We start from the raw sequence: 25681 nt of genomic DNA, 5'->3' as shown, positions 1-25681 counted from the left end.
GATCACCCGGGAGGAGCATGCACGTGGCGGACCTGTCCCCGATCAAGGCGGATTTCACCGACTACCCGACCAGGCTCAAGGCCCTACGGGACCACCTCGTGGACGTGCTCCAGGACGCACCGGAGACCTCAGTGGCCGGCATCTCCAAGCAACTGGCGGACGTGATGGCCAGGCTCGAGGCCGTGGCCCCGTCCGAGACCTCCGACTCCGTGGACGAACTGGCGGCGGCCCGTGCGAATCGGCGAGCAAACTCCGGCCTTTGACACCGGGCCGGACGGGGTCACCTCCGCCGGACCCGAGTGCGTGGAGCTGGCCGCCTCCGCCGGGCTCCACCTGGACCCGTGGCAACGCCTCGTCCTGAAGCAGGGCCTCCAGGAGCGAGCGGACGGCAAGTGGGCCGCGCTGGAGGTGGCCGTTCTGGTGAGCCGGCAGAACGGGAAGGGGTCGATCATCACGGCCCGGCAACTCGGGGGCCTGTTCCTGTTCGGCTCCAAGCTCAGCCTGTACTCAGCCCACGAGTTCAAGACCAGCACGGAGATGTTCATCCGGCTCAAGGAGCTGATCACGAACTCCGACGACCTCCGCCGGAGAGTGAAGAAGATCACCGAAGCCCACGGGGAAGAGGGCATCGAGCTTCTGAACGGCAACCGGCTCAGGTTCGTGGCCCGATCCCGGGGTTCGGGCCGCGGGTTCTCCGGCGATGACATCTACCTGGACGAGGCCATGTTCCTGTACGCGCGCATGGTCGGGGCCATGATGCCGACCATGTCCGCCAGGCCGAACCCTCAGATCTGGTACCTGGGCTCCGCCCCGCTCCTTGACTCGGACATGCTCCACAAGGTGAGGCGGAGGGGCCGGGACGGGAAGGCGAAGCGGCTCCGCTACATGGAGTGGTGCGCCCACGACCCGAAGACGCCCCTGGACAGTGTGGACGCTCTCTACCAGGCCAATCCCGCGATGGGTATCAGATTGACCGAAGAGTTCGCGGAGTCCGAGCGTGAGGCCATGGACCCGGTCGAGTACGCCCGGGAGCGGCTGGGGATCGTGGAGGAGGACCAGGCCGGCGGGACCGTGGTCAACATGGCGGTCTGGGACGAGCTGGAGGACCAGGCTTCCCGCCGGTCCGGCCCCATCGTCATCTCCGCCGACATCACGCCGGAGCGCTCGTACGGGGCCATCTCCTGGGCAGGCCGGCGGGAGGACGGGCTGTGGCATGTGGAGGTCCATCAGCACCGCCGGGGGACCGGGTGGATGGCCGCCGAAGCCCTCCGCCTCCTCCGCCGGGGCGATGTGGCGGCCATGGTCATTGACGACAAGTCTCCGGCCGCCACGCTGGTCCCGGACATGCGGGCCCTGATCCGCGCCCAGCGGATCCCGGATTACAAGATCCAGGAAGAGCTGGACTGGATTGAGTCCAAGCTGGTCATCACCTCTACCCAGGACCTGGCCACGGCGTGTGCCATGTTCTATGACGCGACCCTCCTGGACGAGGCCACGAACCCCACCCTCCGCCACATCGGCCAGCCGGACCTGACCGTGGCTCTGGCCGGGGCGGACACCCGCACTCTAGGCTCTGCCGGTTCATGGGCCTGGGACCGGAAGTCCCCGGCAGTCGACATCACGCCGCTCGTGTCCGTGACCTTGGCCCTGTGGGGCCGGATCGTGCACGGGGACAGACAGGAGGAGGACATGGAGCCGTTCGTGATGATGCTGTGAGGCCACTGCACGTGTCCATGGGGCTGGTCGTGGTCGGGGCGGTCGCGTTCGTGGCTGGGGTGCACGGTCAGTTCGGACTGTGGTGGGCCCTGATCATGGGCGGTACTCTCGCCGTCGTCGGTGGGCTGACCCTGGTCAGGGTGGACGACGATCATAAGGGGAACCGCCAGTGAACCTCCTCCAGTGGCTGACGGGGCAGCGGAGGGCGTACCACGACCCGGACGCGGAGTGGTCCGTGGGCGGGAACGTCTACTACGGCCGAGGCGGGTCGGTGAACGGGGAAGAGACCCCGATCGCGGGCGAGTACCTGGCCCTGGCCCAGCGCGGATACAAGGGCAACGGCCCGGTATTCGCGCTGATGTCGCTCCGGCAGCTGGTCTTTAGTGAGGCCCGGTTTCAATTCCAGAGGCTTCGGGATGGCCGGCCAGGCAAGCTCTTCGGCGGCCGGGACCTGACCCTCCTGGAAAGGCCCTGGACGAACGGGACCACAGGTGACCTCCTCTCCCGCATGATCCAGGACGCGGACCTGGCCGGGAACGCCTTCATCGTCCGGCGGGACCGGGAGACGGCCCCAGCTCTCCGCGAAGGCCCGGAGATGCTGAAGCGGCTCCGGCCGGACTGGGTCACGATCATCATGGGGTCGGACGAGGACCCGGACCTGTTCGGGGACGCGATCGACGGGGAGGTCATCGCCTACGCCTACCATCCGCACGGCCGGACCATCGATGAGGCGGACATCATCCTCCCCGAGGACATGGCGCACTTCGCCCCGTATCCGGATCCCGAGTTCCAGGTCCGGGGAATGTCCTGGCTGACCCCGGTTCTCCGGGAGATCGACGGGGACCAGGCCGCCACCGCGCACAAGAGCGCGTTCTTCAAGAACGGGGCCATGTCCACGACCGTGATCAGTCTGGACCCGGCCCTGGACGTCGACAAGGTCAAGCGGTTCCGGGCGATGTTCGAGGAACAACACAAGGGCGTGGCGAACGCGTACAGGACGATGATTCTGGGCGGAGGGGCCGATGCCCGGACGCTGGGGGCCGACCTCCGGCAACTCGACTTCAAGGCCACCCAGGGGGCGGGGGAGACCAGGCTGGCGGCGGCGGCCGGTGTGCCGGCCTCCATCGTCGGGTTCAGTGAGGGTATGGCCGGGTCTGCCCTGAACGCCGGCAACTACTCGAGCGCGCGGAGGCGGTTCGCGGACGCCACCATGAGGCCGCTCTGGAGGATGGCCGCCGCGGCCCTGGAGAACCTTCTGGCCCCGGACCCGGACGTGAGGCTCTGGTACGACGACCGGGACATCCCTTTCCTCCGGGAGGACCGGGAGGTGGTGGCCCAGATCCAGGCCACCCAGGCGAGCACCATAGGCCAACTGATCCAGGCCGGGTACAAGCCGGACCAGATCATTGACGCGCTGGTGAACGAGGACTGGAGCCTCCTCAAAAACCAGCACACGGGCCTGTACTCGGTACAGCTCCAGGAGCCGGTCACCGCGGAGGCCATGGCGAAGGCCAAGACGGAACAGGCCGCGGCCGGGGTGGAAGGGGCCAAGCCCCTGGCCGGGATCAACGGGCAGAGCAACGGGCGGCCGGCACAGACAGGAGCGCAAGCATGAGCCAGTTCTTCACCCGCTCGTTCCCGCTGGAGGACATCGCGGTCCTCTCGGACGGGGACGGCAGGACCGTGGAGGCGTACGCTGCGGTGTTCCGGTCCCCGGCTGAGGTCCGGGACCAGGACGGCCACTACATGGAGCAGATCGACCCCGGGGCCTTCACCCGGACGATCCAGCACCGAGGGACCAAGCTCGGGGTCTTCTACAACCACGGCCTGACCCTGCACGGCTCCCCGTCCGACCGTGGAGCGGTCCCGATCGGGACCCCGCTGGAGGTGAAGGTGGACAACGTCGGCCTTCGCACGATCACCCGGTACAACAGGACCGCGTTGGCGGAGGAGGTCCTGGAGGCCATCAAGACCGGGTCGATCAGGGCCCAGTCCTTCACCGGCCGGTTCCTCCGCTCGAACCCGGCCCGGGTCCCAAAGAAGGCCCGCGGCGGTGAGCTGCCGACCGTGACCCGGATGGAGATCGACCTTCGGGAGTACGGCCCGACGCCGTTCCCCGTCTACCAGGACGCGCTGATCACCGGGGTCCGCTCCGTGATGGGCCGGGACCCGCTCCTGGCCCGGCTCCTGGACGAGGGCCTGGACGAAGAGGAGATCCTGGCCCGCCTCCGCGCGGTCATCCTGGACGGATCATCGTCTGGTACTGTCCGCTCCGAAGGTTCTGACGTGGGCACTCCCGCTGTGGACTCGCCCCCGTCCGTGGACACTCCGCCCGACGCGGACCCGTCCGCCGGAGACCCGGCCCCTGGCCACTCTGCCCGGCTTACTCGAGCGCAAGTGAACGCGCTCAGGATCAAGCTACGGGAGAAGGCCCATGGCCACGATCAAGAAGCGAAGCGGAGCGCTTAAGGAGACCCTGGACGGGCTCCGGGCGGAAATCCTCGAGCTGGCGGAGCTGGAGGAGCTGGACGACGAGCAGGTTGCCCGCTCCAACGAACTCCTGGAGCAGTTCGAGGCCACCGAAGAGGCATACCGCGTCCAGGTGGAGCATGAGGAGCGCGTGGAGAAGGTCCGGGCTCACGCCCTGGACCCGCGCTCTCGCGACGGTGGCCCGGACGTCGTCACCCGGGGCAAGCGCAACCCGTTCGAGCGGCTGGACTCCGTCCGGGCCGCGAACCTCTACGACCGGAACACGGTCCGCGACCTGCGCACCCGCGCCCTGTACGCGGTGGAGGGGGCTGCGGAGTTCCTGACGGAGGAACAGCAGACCCGGGCGGAGCGGATGATCCGCACCGACAAGGGCGGCCGGCTGTCCCAGCACATCCTCCTGACCGGCTCGGACGAGTACCACCGGGCCTTTGAGGCCATGCTGACCCACAACAACCCGGCCCTCCTGGAGTCGGAGGAGTACGAGGCGTACAAGCTGGCGGAGGCTCACCGCCGCGCGATGTCGCTGACGGACTCCGCGGGTGGGTTCCTGGTCCCGTTCACCCTGGACCCGACCATCATCCTGACCAACGCCGGGTCCGCGAACCCGTTCCGCCGCGTGTCGACGGTCCGGACGATCGCCACCGACGTCTGGCATGGCGTGTCGTCGGCCGGAGTCACGGCGGAGTGGCTGGCGGAGGCCGAAGAGGCCGCCGACGCCTCCCCCACCTTCGGCTCCCCGGACATCAAGCCGGAGAAGGCCGCGGCCTGGATCCAGGGGTCGTTCGAGGTCCTGTCCGACTCCGGGTTCGCTTCCGAGGTCGGGCCGCTCCTGGCCGACGCGAAGGACCAGCTCGAGGCCGTGGCGTTCGCCACCGGGGACGGGATCGGCAAGCCGGAGGGCGTGGTCACGGGCGTGGCCGCGGTGTCCGGCTCCCGCGTGGAGACCGCCGGCTCCGGGGCCTTCGCGGTGGGCGACATCTACGCCCTGGAGGGCGCGCTTCCCCCGCGCTACCGCCTGACCGGGAACCCGACCTGGCTGGCGGACAAGGCCGTCATCAACATGGCCCGCCAGTTCGATGAGGCCGGCGGTTCGAGCTTCTGGGCGAACCTGGGCATGGGCCAGCCGGAACAGCTCCTGGGCGCACCCATCCTCGAGGCGTCGGCCATGAACGGCACCGTCTCCGCCGGGGCGGACATCCTCCTCCTGGGCGACTTCCGGCAGTACTACATCATCGACCGGGTCGGCATGACCATGGTCTATGAACCACTGGTCAAGGGGGCTTCGGGCCGCCCGACCGGTGAGGCCGGCTGGTTCGCGTACTGGCGTGTGGGTGCCGGGGTCGTGAACCCCGACGCCTTCCGCCTCCTCCGGGTCAAGGCGTAACTCAGCCCTGTTCGTGGCCGGGGCCGGGACCGCCCACCGGTCCCGGTCACCTGGGGTGGAGACAGGAGGAGATCATGAAGGTAGCAACGTCCACGGCCTGGATCGGTGGCCGCCTCGTCCGTAAGGGCTCCCTGGTGGAGGACTCGGACAAGGTGTGCAAGACCAATCCGGAGCTGTTCCGGGACGCATCGGAGGAGATCGCGGCGAAGGCCCCGAAGGTCTTCACGGCCGACTCCCCGGAGAACAAGGCCCAGCCCCGTGAGCGGGCCGGCAGCACGGCCTCCACGGCAGTGGCACCCGAGCGCAAGAAGCCGGGACCCAAGCCTGGCACCCGCCGGAGCTATCCCGCGGCCGGCTCCCCGGCCGCCCCCACGACTCAGGCGGAGGGCACGTAATGGCAGCGGACGACGTGTACGACAACATCAAGGCCCGGGTGGCTCTGGCTCCGGCCACGGCCCGCCTGAACGGGTCGGTCAACGGGGCCGCCGTGGACCGCAAGGAGGGCCGGGTCTTCTTCCGGTCCGCGATGTTCGTGGTCAACGCGGGGACCGTGACGGACGGCACGCACACGGTCAACGTCCAGGAGTCCGGCAACGGGTCCGTCTGGACGGACGTGGACGCGGACGACCTCATGGGGACTGAGGTGGTCGTGGGCACCGCGAACGATGACCAGGTCCACGAGATCGGCTACCGGGGCAACGCCCGATACATCCGGCTCCAGCTCGTCACAGCCGGGGCCACGACAGGGGGACTGATCGACGCGGTCTGTCTCCTGGGCATTCAGGACGTCCCCAGGTAACCAGGAGGTAAACCGATCATGGCGACGAACAGCAGCAACGGCCCCACCCCGCGCGGCAACGGCCCGGCCGCCCACGCGGACGAGGTCAAGAAGGGGGCAGGCTCCCGGGAGGTTCTGGCGGCCACGGCGGATGAGTCCCCGCTGGCTTTCGACGGGACCACGGTGGAGAAGGCCCTCCAGACCACGGCCAAGGTCTCCGACCTGGAGGGCAAGGACGAGGGAGCCCAGGTCAGCGCGGAGGCGTCCCAGGCCAAGCTGGACGAGGCCAAGCGGCTGGACCAGGCGGAGGACAAGTCCTCCGACAAGCCGGCGGACAAGCCCTCCGGCGAGAACAAGTAACCGAGCCTGAAGCCGGACGGCCCGTCAGGGGCCGTCCGGCCGGGCCACCCCAAGGAGGGCTGAGCCATCGCTGACAACCTGACCGACACCTATGAGAACGCGGTCCTGGACTGGCTGAACCCTGGTGTGAGCGCTCCGACCAGGCCCACGTCCCCGCTGACCCTGGCCCTCCTGACCGCGGCCGGCTCGGACTCCTCCGCCGGTACGGAGGTCGTGGGCGGGAGCTACGCCAGGCAGAACATCACCCTGGCGGCGGCATCGGGTGGCGCGACCTCGAACACGAACCTGGTGTCCTTCGTGGACATGCCGGCGTGCACGGTCGTGGCCGTGGCCATCTACGAGAACGGCGGGGGCCGGATCTGGCACGGGACCCTGACCGCGTCCAAGACGGTCAACGCCGGGGACACGTTCCAGGTGGCCATTGGCGATCTTGACATCACTCTGGGCTGACCGTGGCTCTCACAGCGGTCAACCGAGCCCGGGTCCTGGCCCAGTGGATGCGGGAGAACACGGCCCAGCTCCCGGCCGTGACCAAAGCTGACCTGGCCGCCGCAGTGGCCGCGCTGGACGACTTCCTGGACGCCAACGTTCAGGCGGTCAACGCCGCGATCCCTCAGCCGGCCAGGTCTGAACTCACCCCGGCCATGAAGTACGAGCTGCTGGGCTACATCCTCATGCGCCGGGCGGGCCGGCTCCGGGCGGAGGAGGACTAGATGGGCAACGTGTACCGGGAGCTGTACCCGCCCGAAGCCCAGTACCGGGCCGCCACAGCCTTCCCGCAACTCCTCCGGGTCGACGGCACGAACGCTCCCGTGACCTGGCTGTCCTATGACGCCTCTGCCACGGAGTACGCGTTCTGGGAGCTGGGGGCGGTCAGCTACGGTGCGTCGGCCCCGAGCGTCACCGTGGACATGGTGTGGGCCGCGGCCACGGCCACGTCCGGGGTCGTGCGCTGGGAGGCGTCCCTGATCGCGGCCACCCCGGAGACGGACACCACCTCGTGGGAGGCAGAGGGCTTCGGGACCGCGGTCACGGTCGATGACACGCACCTGGGCACCACGGCCAAGCGGCTGATGCGGGCCTCCCTGACCTTGTCGTCCGGAGCCCTGGACTCCATGGCGTCGGGGGACGAGCTGATCCTTCGTGTTGGCCGGATCGGCGGCAATGCGGCGGACACCCTGGCCGGAGACGCGCTCCTGAAGAAGGTCCTCCTGACCTGGTCTGACAGCTAGGAGGGCCGGGTGGCCGTACGGTTCTCGGCAGATGGGCAGGACTACACCCGGGCCTTGGCCCTGGGAGCGCTGACCGGGTTCAGCATGTCCGGCTGGGTGAAGATCGTCACGGACCGGAACACGTTCACCACATTCCTTACGATCGACAACGGGTCCGGGAACGCGTCGATCCTGGGCACCGACTCCGATGGCACGTCCATGAGCTTCGCGGACGGCAGCTCCGGCCCTGTCGCGGTCGGCCCCGCGATGACGGTCGGCACCTGGTACTGGTTCGGGTGCTCCCGGGCCGGAGCCAGCGCGGCGGCCACCCTCGTCTGGCGCACTGCCGGGTCGTCCACGTTCTCCTCCGCCACAGGGACGTGGCCCGCGACCGCCCAGAACGGGGCCACGCTCCGGATCGGGGAAGATGTCTTCGGCAGCGACTGGCTGAACGGGTCGGTGGAGGGCATCAAGCTCTGGACCTTCACCGCCTCCGCCCCAGGCACGCCGCTCACCCAGGCAGAGCTGGAACTGGAGTCCTGGTCCGTCCAGCCCGTGCGCACGGCAGGGCTCCGGGCCTGGTACCCGCTCCTGACCACGGAGACCACCGACTACTCTGGCAACGCCCAGACCTTGTCCGGCGGGACAGGGGCCGCCCAGGACCTGGCCCGGCCTCCGACGCCATGGGCCTCCCGCACCCGTCCCTACGTGATCGTGGGCAGTGGCGGAGCGATTGTGAGCGGGGCCGCGGCCCTGACGGCATCCGGCACGCTCGCAACGGCCGGAACCCGGGTCGTGCGCGGGGCCGTGGTCATGTCCTCCTCCGGCACCATGGCCACGGCCGGGAAGCAGACTGCGAAGGCTTCGGCGGCCCTGTCGACGGCCACGAGCCTTCAGGCCGTGGGGACCCGGGCGGTCCCTGGCCAAGCCATGCTCACCGCGGCCTCCCAGCTTTCCGCCACCGGCCAGGTCCAGGTAAGGGCCTCCGCTGCCTTGTCGACGTCGGGCACGCTCACGGTGGCGGGGACCCGGCTGGTCTGGGGTGCGCACGCCTCGAGCGCGACCACCGCCCTGGCGGCCTCCGGCACCCGGGCAGTGCTGGGGACGGCCCAGCTCGTGGCCGCCGCGGCCCTCGAGGCCGCGGGCTCTCAGACCTCTTCCGGCCAGACCACGCTCTCCGCCGGGACCGCGCTCACCACTGCCGGCGGCCGAGTGGTGCAGGGGGCGGCCGGCCTGTCGACGTCGGGCACGCTCGAGGGCTCCGCCTCTCTTCTGGTCCCGGGCTCCTCTGCCTTGACTGCGGAGACCGGGCTGAGCGTGTCGGCCCGGGTGCTCGTCCACGGCCAGGCCGTGCTGGCGGCCGGGACCGGCCTCGAGCCGGCGGCCACGCTCACCACCCGGGCCCAGGCCATGCTCTCCGCCGGGACCGTCCTGGCCCTGACCCAGGGTGCGTCCACGATCGAGGGCCAGGCGGAGCTGACCTCCTCCGCCGTGCTCTCCGCGGCCGGGACCCGGGTCGTCCCCGGCCGGAGCGCTCTCGAGGCCCAGGCCGTACTCCAGACCACAGGCCGGCTCACGATCCCCTCCGGGTCCGGCCTGACCATGACCACCACCCTGGCCGCCACCGGCCAAGTGGTCGTCCCCGCTGGGACCCTTCCTCTCCGGGCCCAGACGGGGATGGAGGCGGAGGGGTCCGCACAGTCCACGGGCGGTACCTCCCTGGCCGCCCAGGCCGTGCTGGGCTCCTCCGCCTTCCTTCTCATCCCCGGGGCCTCGAGCCTGACCACGACCACGACCATGACCGTGGTCACGGCCGGGACGGTGTCCGGGTCGGTGTCTCTGACCACGACCACGGTCATGGCCGTGGACACGGCGGGGACGGTGTCCGGCCGGGCCTCACTGGCCGCCGGCACCGGCCTGGAGTCGTCCGGGTCCGTCGTGGTGCTCACGGTCGTGGGCCTGTCCGCGGCCGGCACGCTCGAGGTCGCGGCCCAGGTGTTCGTGGGCCGGATCAGCCTCGAGGCGGGCGGCGGTCTGGTGGTGGCGGGCCGGCTGATCGTGCGCGGCCCGGCTACCGGGTTCCGCGCGGACTCCCAGCTCATTACTATCGGCGCGGCCTTCGCGCCGATCATCTACACGACCGGGGCGACCCGGGGTGAAGACCAGCCGGACGGCGTGGCCGGGGCCGGATCCTCCGGGACCGGTTCGGCCACCGGCAGGACAGGAGCGGGCCGCATGACCAGCACAGCGGTAGGAGCCGGATCACTTCGGGGGAGGTCGGCATGAGCAGTTACGGCGTTGGGTCCGTGGTCCGGCTGACCACGTCCGTACGCGGGTCGGACGGGGAGCTGACCGACCCGGACACGATCACGCTCACGCTCCGGCTCCCAGGCGGGGACACGGTCGGGCCGTACGACTCCGACACCACCCCAGCCGTGGTCCGGGACGGGCTGGGCCTGTACCACCTGGACTTCCCGACGACGCTGACCGGCCAGCACGTGGCCCGCTGGGTCACGACCCTGCCCGGGGCGGTGGACGAAGAGCCCTTTGATGTTGAGGGGATCTGGGGTGAGACCGGGATCATTTCCCTGGCCGACGCCAAGCACCACCTGAAGAAGTCCGTCACCTCCACCGATGACGACGTGAAGCTCACGGGGATGATCCTGGGGGCCACGGACATGATCGAAGAGCGGATAGGTCACGTCCTGGTCAAGGAGATGACCGTGGTGGTCCGAGCGGCGAACGGGGTCCTGATCCTTCCGGAGCGGCCGGTGCTCGAGGTCATGTCCGTGCACGTGGTGCCGGGCCTGGCGGGGGTGGTGGCCGAAGACCTGGAGACGGGCGGGACGGGCTGGTTCTGTTCCAAGGAGGGGGTCCTGGAGACCTCAGCCTCTCCGTTCGCCGGCCGGTACCGGGTCACGTACCGGGTTGGCCGGCAACCGGTCCAGGCCAAGATCCGGCTGGCGTGCAAGGAGCTGGTGGCGCACATGTGGAGGACGTCCCAGCTCAACGCGGACGGTGGCCGGCCCCAGATGCAGACGGACCCCCAGGTGGCCCCGGCCAGCTCGTTCGCGCTGCCGTACAACGTCCGGCAGCTCCTGGGCCTGGACCGGGCCCAGCGTGACATTCCGGTGGTGGGCTGATGGCGTACTCCACGATTCCCGCCGTGCTGGCCGCCCTGGTGTCGACGGCCCGGGGCGTGCTCCCCGAGAGCGTGTCCGTGTACGACGGCCAGCCTGACCGCGACCCTTCGGACGAGTGCGTGGTAATCGGGTTCACCGGCAACCCGCTGGAGGCCGCGGTGGAGGACACGCGGACCGTGGAGGAGATCACTCGGGAGCGGGACCGGGAGAGGTACGAGGTCACGAACCTGGCCTCCTCCTGGCTGGGGCAGGAGACGGACCTTCAGGCCGTCCGTCTCCGGGCCTTCTCCTTCGTGGACGCGGTGGCCGCCGCTCTGGCCCAGGACCAGACCCTGGGCGGGGTGTGCATGCGTGCCCGGGTCTCCGTCGTGGGGCTGGCCCAGATGCAGACCAACCGCGGGGCAGAGGCCACGATCATGTTCACGGTGGCCGTGGACGCCTTCACGGGGAGGTCCTGATGGCACGCGCTTCGGGTCCTCCGCCTTTCGCCTTCCGGGTCAAGGTGCGCAACGAACTCCGGGACCTGATCGGGGACTTCGGCGGGAAGATGCCGAAGGAGGTCAAGGCGGAGATCCGGCCCCTTCTGCGCAAGACGGGCCAGGGCGCGCTGATGGCGGTCCGTTCGAACGCCTCATGGTCCACGAGGATCCCGGCAGCGACCCGGCTCCAGATCTCCCTGACCGGCAAGCGGCCGGGGGTGGCCGTGGTGACGAACCGGCACAAGGCCCCGGGAGCCCGGCCGCTCGAGCACCGCGGCCGGCGGGGCCGGCTCCGGCATCCCGTGTTCGGTAACCGGGACGTGTGGGTTACCCAGCCCTCGAACCCCTTCATGACCTCCGAAGCCCCGAAGTGGCAGGCAGAGGTCAGGAAGGGTATCGGGGACGCAGTTGATCAAGTCGCAAGGAGGCACGGATTCCGATGAGAGTCACCATGACCCACCCCCAGACCAAGGGGACGATCGACGTCCCGGAGGCTGCGGTGGCGATCTATGAGCGGTCCGGGTGGAAGGCATCGGGTGACGAGACCCCGGCCTCCTCTGCCGTCGCCAAGGGCGTCAAGGCCACCGCCAAGGAGGAGGGCAAGTAATGCCGGCTCCAGAAATGACCCCTGCGGTCCGGTTCTTCCCGACCGGGACGACCCGGTACCTGTGGGTGCCGACGATCGCGGCCGGGACGAAGATCCCGACCCGTACGGAGATCGACGCGGGCACGGACCTGTCCACGGACCTGGCGGAGGTGAGCGGCTTCACGGTCTCCTCCGACCTGATCGACACCCCGGACATCAACAAGAGGTTCACGAAGAGGATCGCCGGCCGGATCACGGCGGAGGACTCCTCCCTGACCTTCTACGCGGACAGGACCGGGGACGACGTCCGGGCCCTCCTTCCCATGGATGAGGAGGGGTTCATCGTCCGTCTTCCCGGCGGGGACGTGGCGGCCAGCATGGGGTCCACGTTCCCGGTCACGGTCTCCTCCATCTCGGAGGAGGCGGGCACGGATGACGAGGCCGGGCGGCTGGTCGTGGAGTTCGCGATCACGGACGAGCCGGCGGTGAACTGGGCCGTCCCGGCTCACGCCGGACCCTGATCTCCGTATATCCGCAGGTCAGTAAATCAGCAGTTCCGTAAGCCTGGAGGGCGGGCATGGCACTTCTCAGCAAGGACGCGATCTTCACAGCTCAGGACCTCAAGACCATGGACGTCTCCGTTCCAGAGTGGGGCGGAGAGGTCCGGGTCAGGACCCTGACCGGACGGGAGCGGGACGACTTCGAATCGGAGTCCGTCACGATCAAGGGCAACAAGCGGGAGATGAAGACGAACCTCCGGGCTCGTCTGGTCGTCAAGTGCGCCGTGGACGAGTCCGGCGCTCCGCTCTTCACCCCGGCCGACGTCATGAAGCTGGGACAGAAGTCGGCCCCCGCGCTCGAGCGGGTGTTTGAGGCGGCGGCCAAGCTGAACGGCATGACGGACGAGGACGTGGCGGACCTGGAGGGAAACTCCGACGCCGTCCAGAGCGACGGTTCTACTTCCGACTAGCCGCACACCTGGGGATGACGGTCCGGCAGCTCTTGAGCGCAATCGACTCCCGGGAGCTGACCGAATGGCAGATCTACGAGCGGGAGACGGGACCGCTGGGAGGGGAGCGGCTGGACCGGCTGGCCGCGGACATCGTGGACGCGCTGATCAGGGTGAACACCCCCGCCAAGGACCAGCACAAGATCAAGGATCCGATCCGCCGATGGAACCACGGGGGAACTGATGGCGACGATTCGTAATCTCCTCCTCCGCCTGGGCGTGGACGTCGATCCGCTGGACAAGGGCTTCGCCAAGGCGGCCAAGACGGTCGGGACTTTCGACAAGCACTTTTCCAAGATCTCCAAGGCCGGGGCGATCGGGGCCGGGCTCGGGGCGGCCACAGGGGCGGCCACCGCGTTCACCGCTGCTATTGCTCCGGCCGCGGGGGCCCTGATCGCTGTGCCGGCGGCCATGGCCGCCACGAAGGTGGCGACCGGCACCCTGAAGGTCGGCCTGATCGGGGTCAGTGACGCCATGTCGGCCCTGGCAGACGGGGACGCCAAGAAGCTGAACGAGGCCCTGGAGAAGCTGTCCCCGAACGCCCGAGCCTTCGTCAAGGCTTCGGGAGGCTTCCTCCAGAGCTTCAAGCCGATCCAGCAAGCGGTCCAGGACAAGCTCTTCGACGGGCTGGCCAAGCAGATGGGGCCCCTGACCAAGAACCTCCTCCCGACCGCGAAGCGCGGACTCACGGACGTGGCCGGCCAGTTCAACAAGGCGGCCAAGAACGCGATCAGCTTCGGGAAATCGGCCCAGGGTCAGGCCGTGCTCAACACCGTGTTCAAGACCACGTCCAACATCATGGGCACCCTGGCCGGGGCGACCAAGCCCGCGCTCCAGCTCGTGTCCGGCCTGGTCGTGGCCGGGGCCCCGCTGGCCGAACAGATGGCCAAGTGGGCGGCCAACGGGGTCAAGGCCGCCTCCGCCTTCGTCAACAGTGAGCAGGGCGCGGCCAAGCTGTCCGGCTGGGCCGACAAGGCCAAGCTCACGCTGGAGGGCCTGGGCCGGATCGGCCGGAACCTGGCCGGGTTCCTGGGCGGGATCTTCTCCGGGGCCAAGTCCTCCGGGGACGGAGTGCTCACCACCCTGGAACAGATCACGGCCAAGATGAGCACCTGGGCCCAGTCGGCCGGCGGCCAGAAGCAGATCACGGACACGTTCGCGCTCTTGAAGGAGATCCTGACCCAGGTGGCCGCGGTGCTGCCCATCTTCCTGGGCCCGCTGGGGGCGGTGGCCACGATCCTGTCCGGCATGAGCCCGGAAGTGCGCGGGGTCGTGGCCCAGTTCCTGGCCTTCTCCCTGGTGGGTGCGGTCGTGGCCGGGAAGCTGAAGGGGATCGTGACCGTGGCCAAGGGCCTGACCATGGGCGTGGTCGGAGCCGGCGGAGCCCTGATCAAGTTCGGGTCCGGCCTCGTCTCGGGGGCGGCCGGGCTGGACAAGAACGCGGGGGCGGCGGCCAAGGCCGGGGCCGCGGTCAGGACGTTCGGCTCCACGATGAAGACCGGCATCGTGCACTCCGCCGGCCTGGTGACCAAGCTCTCCGCGCTGGCCTGGGAGAAGGGCAAGGTAGCGGCCCAGGCCGGACTGGCCGCCACGAAGACCGCGGCCATGACCCTGGCCCAGAAGGCCAGCGCCGTGGCGTCCAAGGCCATGGCCGTGGCCATTCGCCTGGTCAACGCGGCGATGCGCGCGAACCCGATCGGGATCATTATCACGATCATCTTGGCGCTGGTCGGGGTCATCGTCCTGGCCTACAACAAGAACGAGACTTTCAGGAAGATCGTCCAGAACGTGTGGAAGGGAATCCAGGCGGCCATCTCGTACGCCTGGAACAACGTCCTGAAGCCGGCGTTCACCTGGATCTGGAACTTCATCGTGAACGTGTTGGGGCCTAAGTTCCTGTGGTTCCACAACAACGTGGTCAAGCCGGTGTTCTCGGCCGTGGGCCGGGCCATTAGCACCGTCTGGACCGGCGTGATCAAGCCCGTGTTCTCGAGCCTGGCCACGTTCATCACCAAGACCGTGCCCGGGGCCTTCCAGACCGGCGTCAAGGCCATCGGCACCTTCTGGGACAAGGTCAAGGCCATCGCCAAGGCCCCGGTCACGTTCCTGGTCAACACCGTGTACAACAAGGGCATTCGCGGGATCTGGAACTGGGTGGCGTCCAAGGTGGGCCTTCCCCAGCTCCCCGAGATCCGCGGGTTCGCGACCGGCGGCCGGATCGCCCAGGGGACGCACGGCACCGCCGATGACGTCCTGATCAAGGCCAGCCGTGGGGAGTTCATCGTCAACGCGGCCAGCACGAAGCGGAACGCCGGCCTGATCGACTACGTGAACCGCTTCGGCCGGAACCGGGACGTGCTCAAGGCCGCCGGCTACGCGGGGGACCCGGGCGGCCTGGGCATCCCCGGGTACGCGGGCGGCGGGATCGTGGGCTGGGTCCAGGGCTTCATCCAGAAGGGCAAGAGCTTCTTCATGGACGGGTTCTACCGCGCGGCCAAGGGCGCGCTGGACCCGATCGTGAGCGCGGCTCGGACCGGGATGGGGAACACGGGCCTGGGCGGCCTTCTCTCCGCCGGGGTCCAGAAGATCGTGGACGGGGTGTTGTCCAAGTTCAAGCCTCTGGAGTCGGAGCTGGGAGGCGGAGGCGGTGGGAAGGTCGTGGCCGCGGCCCGTAAGCAGATCGGCATGCCGTACTCCTGGGGCGGCGGCGGACCGGGCGGACCCTCGTACGGCATCGGCCGGGGCGCGGGCACCTACGGCTTCGACTGTTCCGGCCTGACGGAGTACGCCTGGTATCAGGCCATCCGGCGGTCCATCGGTGGGACCACCTACGCCCAGAAGGGCATTCTCCAGCGGATCTCCCAGCCCCGGCCGGGAGCGGTCGGCCAGCCCCATCCCGATCACACCTACCTGATGTCGGCTCCCGGAAAGATCATCGAGGCCCCGTTCACGGGCGGGTTCGTACGGGAGGTCCCGATGCGCTCCACCCCGTGGTGGGGCTGGCCCAAGGGCGTGACCATGGACGACGGTGGAGTGATCCGGCCCGGCTGGAACGCCCCGATCTACAACGGCACTGGCCGGACGGAGGGTGTGTTCACCTCCGACATGATCAAGGCCATGGCCGGCGGCCGGGGCGGAGACAAGACCTACCACCTCACGGTTCAGGTAGCCCCCGGCACGTCCCCGGCTGAGGTGGGCCGCCAGATCGTGGAACAGATCAAGGCGTACGAGCGCACCAACGGCACCAGGTGGAGGGGCAACCCGTGACGTACCCGCTGCCGTTCGTGGATGCGGAGATCGCGTTCACCTCCGGCTCCAACAGCACTCAGTACCTGACCCTGGACGACCCGGTCCGGGGCAAGCTGGACGTGGGCAAGCTTGCCCCGGGTACCGGCGTGATCGGTGGCGAGATCTTCGAGTCCGTGTCCACCGGGGGATTCCTGTCCGCCTGCACGATCACGCGCGGTGCGACCCGGCTGGATGGTCCCATGATCCGGTACGAGACCGGGAACGCGAGCCTGACCCTGCGGAACGAAGACCGGCGGTTCGACCCGACGAACCTTGACGGGCCGTACGTGATCGGAACCGGCGTGAACGACACCGGGACCCGCACGTTCGTGTGCTCGAACTCGCAGATGTTCGGGCACGGGGTCACGGTCGCAGTCGAGTCGGACCCTGACGACGGACCGGCGGAGGTCCGGGGCTGGACCGGGTTCCGGTCCGGAACCACGAGTTCGTTCACCGTCGACAAGCCGGCCGTGGCCGTTGGTGACGTCATGCTGTGCTTCCACACCGGGGACATCGGCCTCCTCACGAACATGACCATCACGGGTGGGGCCACCTGGTTGTCCCTGGGCACGATCGCGAGCCCCAGCAATGACACCCTCAAGACCCGGGTCTGGTGGAAGATCGCCACCAGCGCGGACACCGCGCTCCCGGCCACGAACTCTTACACGCTGGGCCAGGTCACCAACTGTGACTCCGTGGGCGTGATCATCTCCGTACGGTTCGCCGACACCTCCGTAACGCCCGTGATCGACACCCAGTTCAACAACCACACCAGCCAGTTCGAGACCCCGGCCGTGACCCCGACCGGGCCCAGCGGGATCGACTTCCGATGGGTGGCCGGGACGGTGGGTGGAGCCGGAGCCTCGTGGGAGCCGGCGGCGGCCACGGTCGGGTACACCGAACGCTCCGACCTCCAGAGCAACGAGTGGACGACCGGGGCCCTGTACACCAAGGACCTGGTGGCGGTCGGGGCCGGAGAGACCCAGATCACGCCCATGCGCGCGGCCCGGATCCTGGCCACCTGGGGCACCGAGGCCAACTACATCACGAACTCCCTGTTCCAGGTCTTCACCGGAGACGGCGGAGGAACCCTGGACGGCTGGCAGGCCGGGACCGGGACCACGATCTCCTCCACCTCAGACCGGGCCTACCTGGGCGGGTACTCCGTCAAGCTGGCGAAGGCTTCGGGATCGACGTTCACCCTGACCCAGACCTCCTCCGCCTACTTCTCCGCCCCGGGCGGCCGGCCCGTCACCATCTCGTTCTGGATCTACATCCCGGCCGCCGCGTACGCCGGCGTGACCGGGCTCCGGGTCCAGGACGCAGCGGGGGACGCATCGATCGCGGACGGGACCCTGGCCGCTCCACCGTCCGCGGACCAGTGGCACCGGGCGATCTACACGACCACCGTGGCGGACATGAGTCAGCTCCGCGGGATCAGGATCCAGGTCCTCACCAACGGCTCCCACTCCGCCTCGTCCACGATCGCGTACGTGGACGCGGTCCAGGTCGTGACCGCGTCCCGGCCGGAGCGCTTCACCTGGAACCGGCAACGCCACCCGATGTTCCGCGGCTTCGTGGACCACTGGGAAGTGAAGTGGTCCATGGAGAACGGCCCGCTCTGGAGCGAGGTCGTGACCCCGTGCTCCGACGCCTTCAAGTACTTCGCCAACTTCACCCGCATCGCTCAGGAGCTGCCGGTGGGGGCCGGGGAGGACACCGGCCAGCGCGTCCACCGGATCCTGGACCAGGTGGAGTGGCCGGAGGACGAACGGGTGGTCGACGCGGGGGACTCCGTGCTCCAGGGCACCGTTCACGACGGGGACGCGCTCGGAGAGCTGCAACAGTCCGTGGAGTCAGAGCTGGGGGAGTTGTACATGGACGGCTCCGGCAAGGTCGTGTTCCGACGCCGTAACGCCGTGCTCGAGGAGGAGCGTTCCCTGGTCCCTCAGTGGGTGTTCGGGGACGACGTCGACAACCCCCAGGAGCTGCCCTGGGCGGACCTGGTCGTCAGCTACGACGACGCCCAGCTCTACAACCTGGTGGAGGAGGCGATGGTGGGCGGGGAGACCCAGACCGTCCAGGACGTCCCCTCCAGGACCCGTAACCTCACCCGGCCGTTCTCCCGGACGGACCTCCTCCTGACGTCGGACGCGGAGGTTCTGTCGCACGCCACCATGATCCTGGCCATGAGCAAGGACCCCGAGTTGCGGTTCGACGCTCTCACGATCAACGCCTACAAGGACCCGTACCGGCTGTTCCCCGCCTTGCTCTCTATCCGGATCGGGGACCGGCTCCGCATCTACCGCCGGCCGCCGGGCGGAGGGCTCCCGATCATCCGTGACGTGATCGTGCGCGGCATCTCGCACAACATCGGCCAGGTCCAGTGGGAGACGACCTTTACTCTCCAGTCGGCCACCAAGTACAGCGACGTGACCCCGTTCTAAGGAGCCCCCATGGCGTTCAAGACGTTCGTCTCGGAGGAGGTCCTGGCCTCCGCCGATGTGAACACGTACCTGATGAAGCAGGCCGTGATCGTGTGCACGTCCGGCACCCGGCCGGGCTCCCCGAACGAAGGCATGACGATCTACGAGACGGACACGGACACGTACCGGGGGTATGACGGGGCAGCCTGGCAAGAAATCTTCATGCTGAACCCTCCGCGTTGTCACATCACCCGGACATCAACCCAGAGCATCCCGGACGGGGTCCAGACCACGGTCACGTGGCAGTCCTCGAGCTACAACTACCGGAACATGTGGTCGTCCGGCTCGAACCCCAGCCGGATCACGGTTCCGGCCGGCATGGGAGGGCTCTACCACTGCGCGGCCACGCTCGAGTACAACAACTCGACTCCGGGCGGCGGGGACGGCACCCGGACCGTGGCCCTCCTCCTGAACGGGTCCATCGTCGGCCGGTCGATCCAGCAGAACACCGGCACCGGCCAGGCCACCCGCGTGTTCTACGTCCGGGAGATAGTGGCGTCCCCCGGTGACTATTTCGAGATCGCCGCGTACCAGAACTCTGGCGTGTCGCTCCCCATCAACGTGGTCCAGTCGACGCCGTTCTTCCAGGTCCGCAGGGTCGGACCGGCATAGGAGGCCGGCTATGGCATACCGCGTCTTCCCCTCCGGCCAGGTCCCCACGGCCCAGGTGCTCCAGAAGTACCTGATGGACCAGGCCGTGATCACGTGCCAGTCCACGGCCCGGCCGCCGACGCCTGTCCCCGGGATGCTGATCTTCGAGCTGGATACGCTGACGTTCCGGGTCTGGGTGGACGCCACCGACACCTGGACCCGGATCGCGAAGGTCGGGGACTGGGACGAGAACGGGGTCCCGTACGCGGGCACGTCCCCGGTGTCCCGGCTGATCAAGGGCAAGGTCTACTCCGGGTCGATCCAGACCACGAACATCTCCGCGACCACCGACACCAGCATCGCGGGGGCGAACGTCCAGAACCTGTCCGTGGTCTCCGGCCGGGCCTACCGGATGACGGTGTCCCTGGACTACAACCGGGCATCGGGCACGGGAGCGCTGGACCGGCTGGAGTTCAAGGCGTGGAACGGGGCGGTGGGTGGGACCCAGCTCGGGGGCACGGTCCGGCACGAGATGACCGGCACGGCGGACACCAGCAACCGGAACGTGGTCCTGGGGTTCATCTGGAAGGCCGCGGCAACCGAGACGATCGCGAACCTGAACCTGTCCGCGACCGTGACCGGCACGTCCACACAGTGGGCGGCGGAACTGAACGCGGCCTACTGGTGCACGGTGGAGGAGCTGGGCCTGGCCTCGCTGATCTCTAACCTATGACCTGGCCTGTGGTTACTCTGGGCCGGCGGAGGTGGCCATGAGCCTATCTAGCCGGCTAGTCCGCAAACTCCCCCTCTGGGTGAGAGCGAACCCGATGGACGTCATGTTCGTGTTCCTGGGGTTGCCCACGTCCCTGGCCTCCGTCGTGGGCCTGTCCCAGTCCACCGCGCTCCACCATGTCCTCCCCTGGTGGGGGCCGCGGCTGTGGTCGATCGCTCTCCTGGCCGGGTGCGTGGCGTACCTGATCGGCGTGACCAGCGTGCGGGAGATGCTGGGGGCCCTGGTCATCGTCCGGTTGCCGGCGCTCCTCCTGGGCCTGCACCTGATCTCGATCGCGAGCCTGACCTACGCCGTGGTGGTGCTGATGTTCGCCGGATGGTCCGGCCTGGTGCCGGCGGTCGCCTATCTCGTGGTCTCGCTCGGGACCTGGGTCCGCCGCGTGGACCTCCGCGGCCGGTACTCCAGGGAGGACCGATGACCGCGTGGATTCCGACCATCGGGGTCGTGGTGGCCGCACTTCTGGGCGGGGGGATCGTCCGGGCGTTCGTGGAGTACGCCAGGAACCGCCAGGTGGGGAGGCTGGAGAGCCACCAGTTCGATTTCTCCAGCCTCCGGGAGATGAACGAGATCATGAAGAAGGACCTGGCCGGCGTCCGGGAGGAGCTGGCCCAGGAGAGGGCTCTCCGCCGTTCCGTGGAGGAGGTTCTGGCCAGGGTGCGCGAAGAGCTGGACCAGGAGCGTAAGCTCCGCCGGGCCCTGGAGGTCCGGGTGGCGGAACTTGAGAGGGCCGCGGGAGGAACACATGGTCAACTGGGTTGATCGCGGGGACTGGAACGCGAGGAAGCCGAACGGGGGCTACGCGGCGATGCCGGCCCGGCCTCGAGGTGTGAAGATCCATTACACGGGCGGCCGGGAGAACCCGGACATGGCCGGCGACCATGCCCTGTGCAAGGCCAGGGTCAGGGGCGTGCAGTCCGGCCACATGAGCGGCAACGGCTGGATCGACATCGGCTATAGCTGGGTCGTCTGCCACCACGGCCAGGTGTTCACCGGCCGCGGCTTCGGGCACCTGCCGGCCGCGAACGGGGCCGGGCTCAACTCCGGCCACTACGCCATCCTTGGCTTGGTCGGCACATCCGGCCTGACCAAGCCCTCCGACGCCATGAAGGCGGGGATCAGGGACCTGATCGACTGGCTCCGCGGTAAGGGCGTCGGGAACGAGATCAAGGGCCACCGCGACGGATACGCCACCGACTGCCCCGGGCCGGAACTGTACGCCTGGGTGAAGGCCGGGGCCCCCAGGCCAGGCGGCAAGCCCTCGAGCCCGAAGCCTTCCCCCACACCGTCCCGGGAGGACGACGACATGGATTACACGTCGCTGGCACTGAGCGCAGAGGAGGCCGTGAGCGTTCCGGCCGGGGCCTGGATCACCGTGCCGTTCGACACCGAGCACGCGGACCCGACCAAGGACCACGCGGACGGCCTTTACCCGTCGTTCCTGAACGGGCCGGCCCGCTACCAGGTGGACATTGACGTCAGCCTGACCGGGCTCCGGGAGGGTGAGGAGGTCCTGACCCGCCTGGTGGAGGTGCAGGCCGGCACGAGTCCGGGCGAGATCAAGGAGGCCACCAAGGACCGCCCGGTCCTGGCCCTGCCCCGGGAGGACGGGGTCACGTGGGTGACACACCAGGGTCTCGGATCGGTCGCGGAGGGCCGGAAGCTCCGGCTCCAGATCCAGCACACTGGCTCCGGCCCGGTGACCCTCACAGGGGCCTGGGTCCGGATGCTGAGCTTCCCCAGCTAGAAGGGCACAACGTGTACACGATGTTCAAGCGGGTCGTCCAGGTCGTCGCACTGGTCACCCTCGTGGCGGGCCTGGGTGTCGTCTCCCCCTCCACCGCCTCCACCGTCCAGGCCATGGACGCCACCCCGGCGGAGAAGCTGGTCCGCATCACGGTCATGGGCATCAACGCCCCCGGCAAGGACACCCTGGCGAACCGGAACCGTGAGTACGTCTGGATCAGGAACACGGGCCAGGACGAGGTCAACGTCTTCGGCTGGAAGCTGAGCGACGGCTACGGGAACCGGTTCACGTTCCGGCCGAACAAGCTGAAGAACCTCAAGCCGGACATGACCACGGATGCCACTCCGGCCCCGGTGCCCGACACGCTCATGCTCCCCGCCGGCCACTCCGTCCTGATCTACACGGGGGCCGGCAAGGACACCACCCCGGACAACGGCGTCCACGCCGTGTACCTGGACATGGCCGGCCACTACCTGAACAACACCTCCGGCGAGACGGTCACGATCAAGAACCGGGCCGGGGACGTGGTGGACCGCATCTCCTACGACGCGTACGGGATCAACCCGACCCCGTGACCAAGCACCGGCACTCCCCCACCACCCCTGGAGCCACCATGCGAATCTTCGGACGTGAACCCGTGTTCTGGCTGTCCGGCCTCCAGGCCCTCCTGGCCGTGGCCGTGGCCTTCCCCGTCCTGGGCATCACCCCGGACATGGCCGCCTGGGTCGTCACCGTGGCCACCGCTGTCCTGGCCGCCGCGGAGGCGTGGCTGGTCCGGCCCTTCACGGTCGGGGTCATGACCGCGGCCATCAAGGCGAGCCTGGCCGCGCTGGTCATGTTCGGCCTGCCGATCCCGACCGGTCTGGACGCGGCCCTGGTCGCGTTCGGCACGTTCATCGTGGGCGTGCTCATGGCCCCGAACGTCACCCCCGCCGCTTCCCCGGATCGTGACTGGCTGGCCGCCAGGACCGGGAACTACGGACTGTCTCGCCGGTAGACCCCTCCGCCGGCAGACAGGCGAAGGCCCCGAGCCCACCAGGAGTCCGGGGCCTTCGTCTTGCTCTCCGTAGGTCAGTGTCTCAGTACTTCAGCGGTTCAGGGGACTCACAGGTCAGAAATTCAACCGTCCCACTCACAGGCACTTTGCAGGTAGCTGGGCTACTCTGGCGCTGTCTCTCGGTGGTCTGACGACCACGAAGGCCCCGGACCACGTCCGGGGCCTTGCTCGTTCCCTGGGGCGTTCAACCCCAAGAGACGTCTCCCAGGTCCACGGTTCCGCCGTTGGCGTCCGCCGCGGCGGCCACCCGGTCCCAGTAGCCCGCGGCCTCCTCGGAGGCGTCACGGATCTGACGGTCACTCCTCCGGCTGGACCCGGCACCGAAGCTCCGGGCCTTACCGTCCAGAGAATCCTGGGCACCCCGGGCTATGTCCCGTTCGGTCGATGCGTTGCGGCGGGCCTGTGCTGCTGTCATTCGGCTCATGGTCACTCCCTATCGGCAGAACCGGCCCAGCACCACGCCGGCGGCATCGGTGACCGTGGCCACGCCCGTGGCCTGGTCTTCACGGTAGGTCAGGTTCTCCCGCGCCATACCGCACCCGTGCGCGGTCCAGGCAAGTGCCAGGGCCTGGCGGGTCTTCGGCCGGAGCCAGAATCGGATCTTCACTCTTCGGTCCCTCCTTGGGGTTCGTCAGGTGCCAGTCCCACGAAGGTCCGCCGTGATCGGGCTCGGGGTTCCTGGGTGTGGTGAGACCTCTCACCGCGTTCATGCCCTCCGTGGGGCTGGCCGTGCAAAAAGTATGACCCGGTGCTTGGCACCGGGTCAAGGTACTACCTGAAGTCTTGAAGTATGCGCTGGACCAACTGGTCCGCCTTGGCACTGTACCGGCGGGCAGCCGCTGGGTCTCTGTTCGGGCCGCGATTCGCCAGGGCCGCCAGGGCCTTGGCCGCTCTGGCACGGTCCTGGAGAACGCGCTTCGCCCCGTCCTTCGTGGGGTTCACGGGCTCCTCCTGGGCTCGTCCTGAACGCGATTATGACCGGAGGTTGCCCCCCGGTCAATCTGAGAAACGTAATTCGCAGGACAGATTTGTCCCGGTAGATGGCCCGTTACTCGAGGTCAACAGCTCCGGCCGGACGGGTCAGGGCCCTGGGTCCGCACACCTACAGCACGACGATCGCCTTGCGGTGGCTGGCGTTCCGCTGTGGCCGGGGGCGATCGGCTGCCGCGGTCGGCTTCGCCGCCCTTGCCACCGGGCCGCCTGGGGCTGGTCGCCGTGAATGTCCTGGTCTGTCCAGGTGGTGCGTACGGGCCTGACCTCTGGAGCGGACTAGAGCGGCCCTGGACGAGCCTGTGGCGGATTCTGACGGACTTTCAGCATGGTCTGGTGGCCGGGGCCCCGACGCCTCATTACAAGCTCCAGGAGTGGCTTCAGGGCGTTCCGGAGTCTCCTTGATCAGTCACCCTGCCCAGTGCAAGGTCCCGACGAAGGAGGGATCTTGCCCCGATCGCCCCCAGCCCGTCCGATGGCCGGCCACCGCCTGGCGATCGTCGTGCCGCAGGAGTCCACGACCTTGGTCCCTCAGCTTTCCACCCTCGTCCGTGATCTCACCAAGATCATGGTCCGGGTTGGTCGGGGTCCGGGTCGGTCGGAGACCCGGACCACGTATTTGATCTTTGGTCGGGGTCCCGAAGCCTTAACAATGCCCCGACCAAGCACCCCAGCTAGAGGGGCTACCCGGACCCGGACCACCCGACCCCCCTATAAAGGGGGGTGGTCGGGGTTGGTCCGGGGTCTGGGTAGCACCACTATCTAAGCTCCCGAACCCGGACCAAACCCAGACCATGATCTTGGTCCGGGTTGGTCGGGGTTGCTGGACCAATCCAGGGATTACAGGCTTCGGAGATCAGGTGAGGACTGGAAGAGCGCAGGTCAGACCCCGGTCTCGTGGGATTCCTGTGAAAGAACCAGTCGGCCGAGACCCAGAAGCCCGACCAGAGCACCCGAGACCCCGACCAGAGCACCCAAGACCCCGACCCGGACCGACCAGGCCCAGGGTGTGAAGGCAGAGGGCCCGAGATCACAGGACCACGACCTTTCCCCAGGTCAGGACCCAGACCAGACCCGGACCGACCCCAGACCGGTCGGGGTCTGGTCGCACGAAAAAGGCCCGGCCGCCAGCCGGGCCTTGCTCTGGTCAGGTCAGGGCTTCCACTCGTCCCGGTAGTCGGGATGATCGGAGTAGGCCAGGGCCAGGCGTTCCAGCACCCCGTCAATGGACGAGGGCCGGGAAGGGCGGAGGGGCCAGTCAAGAACCCACTTGATCAGCGCACGCTTGGCCTCCACCTCCCGGAGGACCCGGGCCGGCTCCCAGTGCGCGGCGTGGCGCGCATCGGCCCGGGTCGGCCAGCGCATGTACCCGTCGTCCTCGTGCTCGGGATACAGGTCAATGGTGTTGTCCTGGACGAGCCAGTGACGGTTCCCGGCCGCACGGGCCAGTTCCTCGTCCTCGTCCAGCCTGGCCCGTAGAAACTTGATCAGGTCCATGTCATCCATTCTCATGCCGAAGGCCCGGCCGCCGGCCGGGCCTTGCTCTGGTGGGGTTCAGGTGCCGGCCGGAGCCAGC

31 protein-coding genes are annotated in these 25681 nt (G+C 68.7%); 29 read left to right on the top strand and 2 right to left on the bottom strand.

The genetic code is table 11. The features are described 5' to 3' along the window. Positions 1-23 precede the first annotated feature (23 nt). From AB0H84_RS49615 to AB0H84_RS49475, 29 genes are all read left to right on the top strand, one after another. The gene (locus AB0H84_RS49615; RefSeq protein ID WP_357620751.1) at positions 24-263 is read left to right on the top strand and encodes a hypothetical protein; all 240 of its coding nucleotides are present in this window, start codon (positions 24-26) and stop codon (positions 261-263) included. Further along, positions 232-1716: a hypothetical protein gene (locus tag AB0H84_RS49610; protein ID WP_357620749.1), complete on the top strand. Its 1485-nt coding sequence runs from the start codon at positions 232-234 to the stop codon at positions 1714-1716. The genes AB0H84_RS49615 and AB0H84_RS49610 overlap by 32 nt, the downstream gene beginning before the upstream one ends. Continuing rightward, a complete protein-coding gene (locus tag AB0H84_RS49605; RefSeq protein ID WP_357620747.1) occupies positions 1713-1889 on the top strand; it encodes a hypothetical protein in 177 nt (58 codons plus the stop codon). Before AB0H84_RS49610 ends, AB0H84_RS49605 begins: the two co-directional genes overlap by 4 nt. After that, the gene (locus AB0H84_RS49600; RefSeq protein ID WP_357620746.1) at positions 1886-3331 is read left to right on the top strand and encodes a phage portal protein; all 1446 of its coding nucleotides are present in this window, start codon (positions 1886-1888) and stop codon (positions 3329-3331) included. The genes AB0H84_RS49605 and AB0H84_RS49600 overlap by 4 nt, the downstream gene beginning before the upstream one ends. After that, a complete protein-coding gene (locus tag AB0H84_RS49595) occupies positions 3328-4185 on the top strand; it encodes an HK97 family phage prohead protease (protein ID WP_357620744.1) in 858 nt (285 codons plus the stop codon). Before AB0H84_RS49600 ends, AB0H84_RS49595 begins: the two co-directional genes overlap by 4 nt. After that, positions 4151-5590 (top strand): phage major capsid protein, encoded by a 1440-nt coding sequence (locus AB0H84_RS49590; RefSeq protein WP_357620743.1) that lies wholly within the window; start codon positions 4151-4153, stop codon positions 5588-5590. The genes AB0H84_RS49595 and AB0H84_RS49590 overlap by 35 nt, the downstream gene beginning before the upstream one ends. Positions 5591-5664: 74 nt before the next feature. After that, positions 5665-5985 (top strand): hypothetical protein, encoded by a 321-nt coding sequence (locus AB0H84_RS49585; protein ID WP_357620741.1) that lies wholly within the window; start codon positions 5665-5667, stop codon positions 5983-5985. Next, positions 5985-6389, top strand: coding sequence for a hypothetical protein (locus AB0H84_RS49580; RefSeq protein WP_357620739.1), 405 nt, complete (start codon positions 5985-5987; stop codon positions 6387-6389). Before AB0H84_RS49585 ends, AB0H84_RS49580 begins: the two co-directional genes overlap by 1 nt. An 18-nt stretch (positions 6390-6407) precedes the next feature. Then, on the top strand, positions 6408-6728 hold the full coding sequence (locus AB0H84_RS49575; RefSeq protein WP_357620737.1) for a hypothetical protein: 321 nt from the start codon (positions 6408-6410) through the stop codon (positions 6726-6728). A 126-nt stretch (positions 6729-6854) separates the two neighbouring features. After that, positions 6855-7178, top strand: coding sequence for a hypothetical protein (locus tag AB0H84_RS49570; RefSeq protein ID WP_357620735.1), 324 nt, complete (start codon positions 6855-6857; stop codon positions 7176-7178). 2 nt (positions 7179-7180) lie between these two features. After that, a complete protein-coding gene (locus AB0H84_RS49565; RefSeq protein WP_357620733.1) occupies positions 7181-7441 on the top strand; it encodes a hypothetical protein in 261 nt (86 codons plus the stop codon). Then, a complete protein-coding gene (locus tag AB0H84_RS49560; protein ID WP_357620731.1) occupies positions 7442-7960 on the top strand; it encodes a hypothetical protein in 519 nt (172 codons plus the stop codon). Between the two features lie 9 nt (positions 7961-7969). Further along, positions 7970-10225, top strand: a complete 2256-nt coding sequence (locus tag AB0H84_RS49555; protein WP_357620729.1) for a hypothetical protein — start codon at positions 7970-7972, stop codon at positions 10223-10225. After that, positions 10222-11082 carry a head-tail connector protein gene (locus tag AB0H84_RS49550; RefSeq protein WP_357620727.1) on the top strand — a complete coding sequence of 287 codons (861 nt, stop codon included), beginning with the start codon at positions 10222-10224 and terminating at the stop codon, positions 11080-11082. The genes AB0H84_RS49555 and AB0H84_RS49550 overlap by 4 nt, the downstream gene beginning before the upstream one ends. Beyond that, on the top strand, positions 11082-11540 hold the full coding sequence (locus tag AB0H84_RS49545; protein ID WP_357620725.1) for a hypothetical protein: 459 nt from the start codon (positions 11082-11084) through the stop codon (positions 11538-11540). Before AB0H84_RS49550 ends, AB0H84_RS49545 begins: the two co-directional genes overlap by 1 nt. Beyond that, the gene (locus AB0H84_RS49540) at positions 11540-12004 is read left to right on the top strand and encodes an HK97 gp10 family phage protein (RefSeq protein ID WP_357620723.1); all 465 of its coding nucleotides are present in this window, start codon (positions 11540-11542) and stop codon (positions 12002-12004) included. Before AB0H84_RS49545 ends, AB0H84_RS49540 begins: the two co-directional genes overlap by 1 nt. After that, complete coding sequence (locus AB0H84_RS49535) at positions 12001-12168, top strand: hypothetical protein (protein WP_357620721.1); 168 nt, start codon at positions 12001-12003, stop codon at positions 12166-12168. The genes AB0H84_RS49540 and AB0H84_RS49535 overlap by 4 nt, the downstream gene beginning before the upstream one ends. After that, entirely contained in the window at positions 12168-12668 is a 501-nt protein-coding gene (locus tag AB0H84_RS49530; RefSeq protein WP_357620719.1) for a hypothetical protein, read from the top strand. Before AB0H84_RS49535 ends, AB0H84_RS49530 begins: the two co-directional genes overlap by 1 nt. 56 nt (positions 12669-12724) lie before the next feature. Beyond that, a complete protein-coding gene (locus AB0H84_RS49525; protein WP_357620717.1) occupies positions 12725-13117 on the top strand; it encodes a hypothetical protein in 393 nt (130 codons plus the stop codon). A gap of 32 nt (positions 13118-13149) precedes the next feature. Beyond that, positions 13150-13356: a hypothetical protein gene (locus tag AB0H84_RS49520; RefSeq protein WP_357620715.1), complete on the top strand. Its 207-nt coding sequence runs from the start codon at positions 13150-13152 to the stop codon at positions 13354-13356. After that, the gene (locus AB0H84_RS49515; protein WP_357620713.1) at positions 13340-16423 is read left to right on the top strand and encodes an NlpC/P60 family protein; all 3084 of its coding nucleotides are present in this window, start codon (positions 13340-13342) and stop codon (positions 16421-16423) included. The genes AB0H84_RS49520 and AB0H84_RS49515 overlap by 17 nt, the downstream gene beginning before the upstream one ends. Beyond that, entirely contained in the window at positions 16420-18891 is a 2472-nt protein-coding gene (locus tag AB0H84_RS49510) for a hypothetical protein (protein ID WP_357620711.1), read from the top strand. Before AB0H84_RS49515 ends, AB0H84_RS49510 begins: the two co-directional genes overlap by 4 nt. A gap of 9 nt (positions 18892-18900) precedes the next feature. Beyond that, positions 18901-19542, top strand: coding sequence for a hypothetical protein (locus AB0H84_RS49505; protein ID WP_357620709.1), 642 nt, complete (start codon positions 18901-18903; stop codon positions 19540-19542). A gap of 10 nt (positions 19543-19552) precedes the next feature. Then, positions 19553-20254 (top strand): hypothetical protein, encoded by a 702-nt coding sequence (locus AB0H84_RS49500; RefSeq protein WP_357620707.1) that lies wholly within the window; start codon positions 19553-19555, stop codon positions 20252-20254. Positions 20255-20333: 79 nt separating this feature from the next. Next, positions 20334-20732, top strand: a complete 399-nt coding sequence (locus tag AB0H84_RS49495; RefSeq protein ID WP_357620705.1) for a hypothetical protein — start codon at positions 20334-20336, stop codon at positions 20730-20732. After that, complete coding sequence (locus AB0H84_RS49490) at positions 20729-21073, top strand: hypothetical protein (RefSeq protein ID WP_357620703.1); 345 nt, start codon at positions 20729-20731, stop codon at positions 21071-21073. The genes AB0H84_RS49495 and AB0H84_RS49490 overlap by 4 nt, the downstream gene beginning before the upstream one ends. Positions 21074-21140: 67 nt before the next feature. Next, positions 21141-22058, top strand: a complete 918-nt coding sequence (locus AB0H84_RS49485) for a peptidoglycan recognition family protein (RefSeq protein ID WP_357620701.1) — start codon at positions 21141-21143, stop codon at positions 22056-22058. A gap of 20 nt (positions 22059-22078) precedes the next feature. Next, positions 22079-22633: a lamin tail domain-containing protein gene (locus tag AB0H84_RS49480; RefSeq protein WP_357620699.1), complete on the top strand. Its 555-nt coding sequence runs from the start codon at positions 22079-22081 to the stop codon at positions 22631-22633. Positions 22634-22671: 38 nt separating this feature from the next. Beyond that, positions 22672-23055, top strand: a complete 384-nt coding sequence (locus AB0H84_RS49475) for a hypothetical protein (RefSeq protein WP_357620697.1) — start codon at positions 22672-22674, stop codon at positions 23053-23055. A gap of 493 nt (positions 23056-23548) precedes the next feature. Here the strand turns inward: AB0H84_RS49475 and AB0H84_RS49470 are convergent, their stop codons facing one another. Both AB0H84_RS49470 and AB0H84_RS49465 read right to left on the bottom strand, forming a co-directional pair. Next, positions 23549-23722, bottom strand: a complete 174-nt coding sequence (locus AB0H84_RS49470) for a hypothetical protein (protein ID WP_357620695.1) — start codon at positions 23720-23722, stop codon at positions 23549-23551. A gap of 1535 nt (positions 23723-25257) precedes the next feature. Then, positions 25258-25602: a DUF6221 family protein gene (locus AB0H84_RS49465; RefSeq protein WP_357620693.1), complete on the bottom strand. Its 345-nt coding sequence runs from the start codon at positions 25600-25602 to the stop codon at positions 25258-25260. Positions 25603-25681 lie beyond the last annotated feature (79 nt).

The organism is Nonomuraea sp. NPDC050786, assembly GCF_040654115.1.
In the GTDB taxonomy this organism is placed as follows: Bacteria; Actinomycetota; Actinomycetes; order Streptosporangiales; family Streptosporangiaceae; genus Nonomuraea.
Note: the sequence above shows the minus strand (reverse complement) of the source record. Positions and strands in the feature narration are given on the sequence as shown.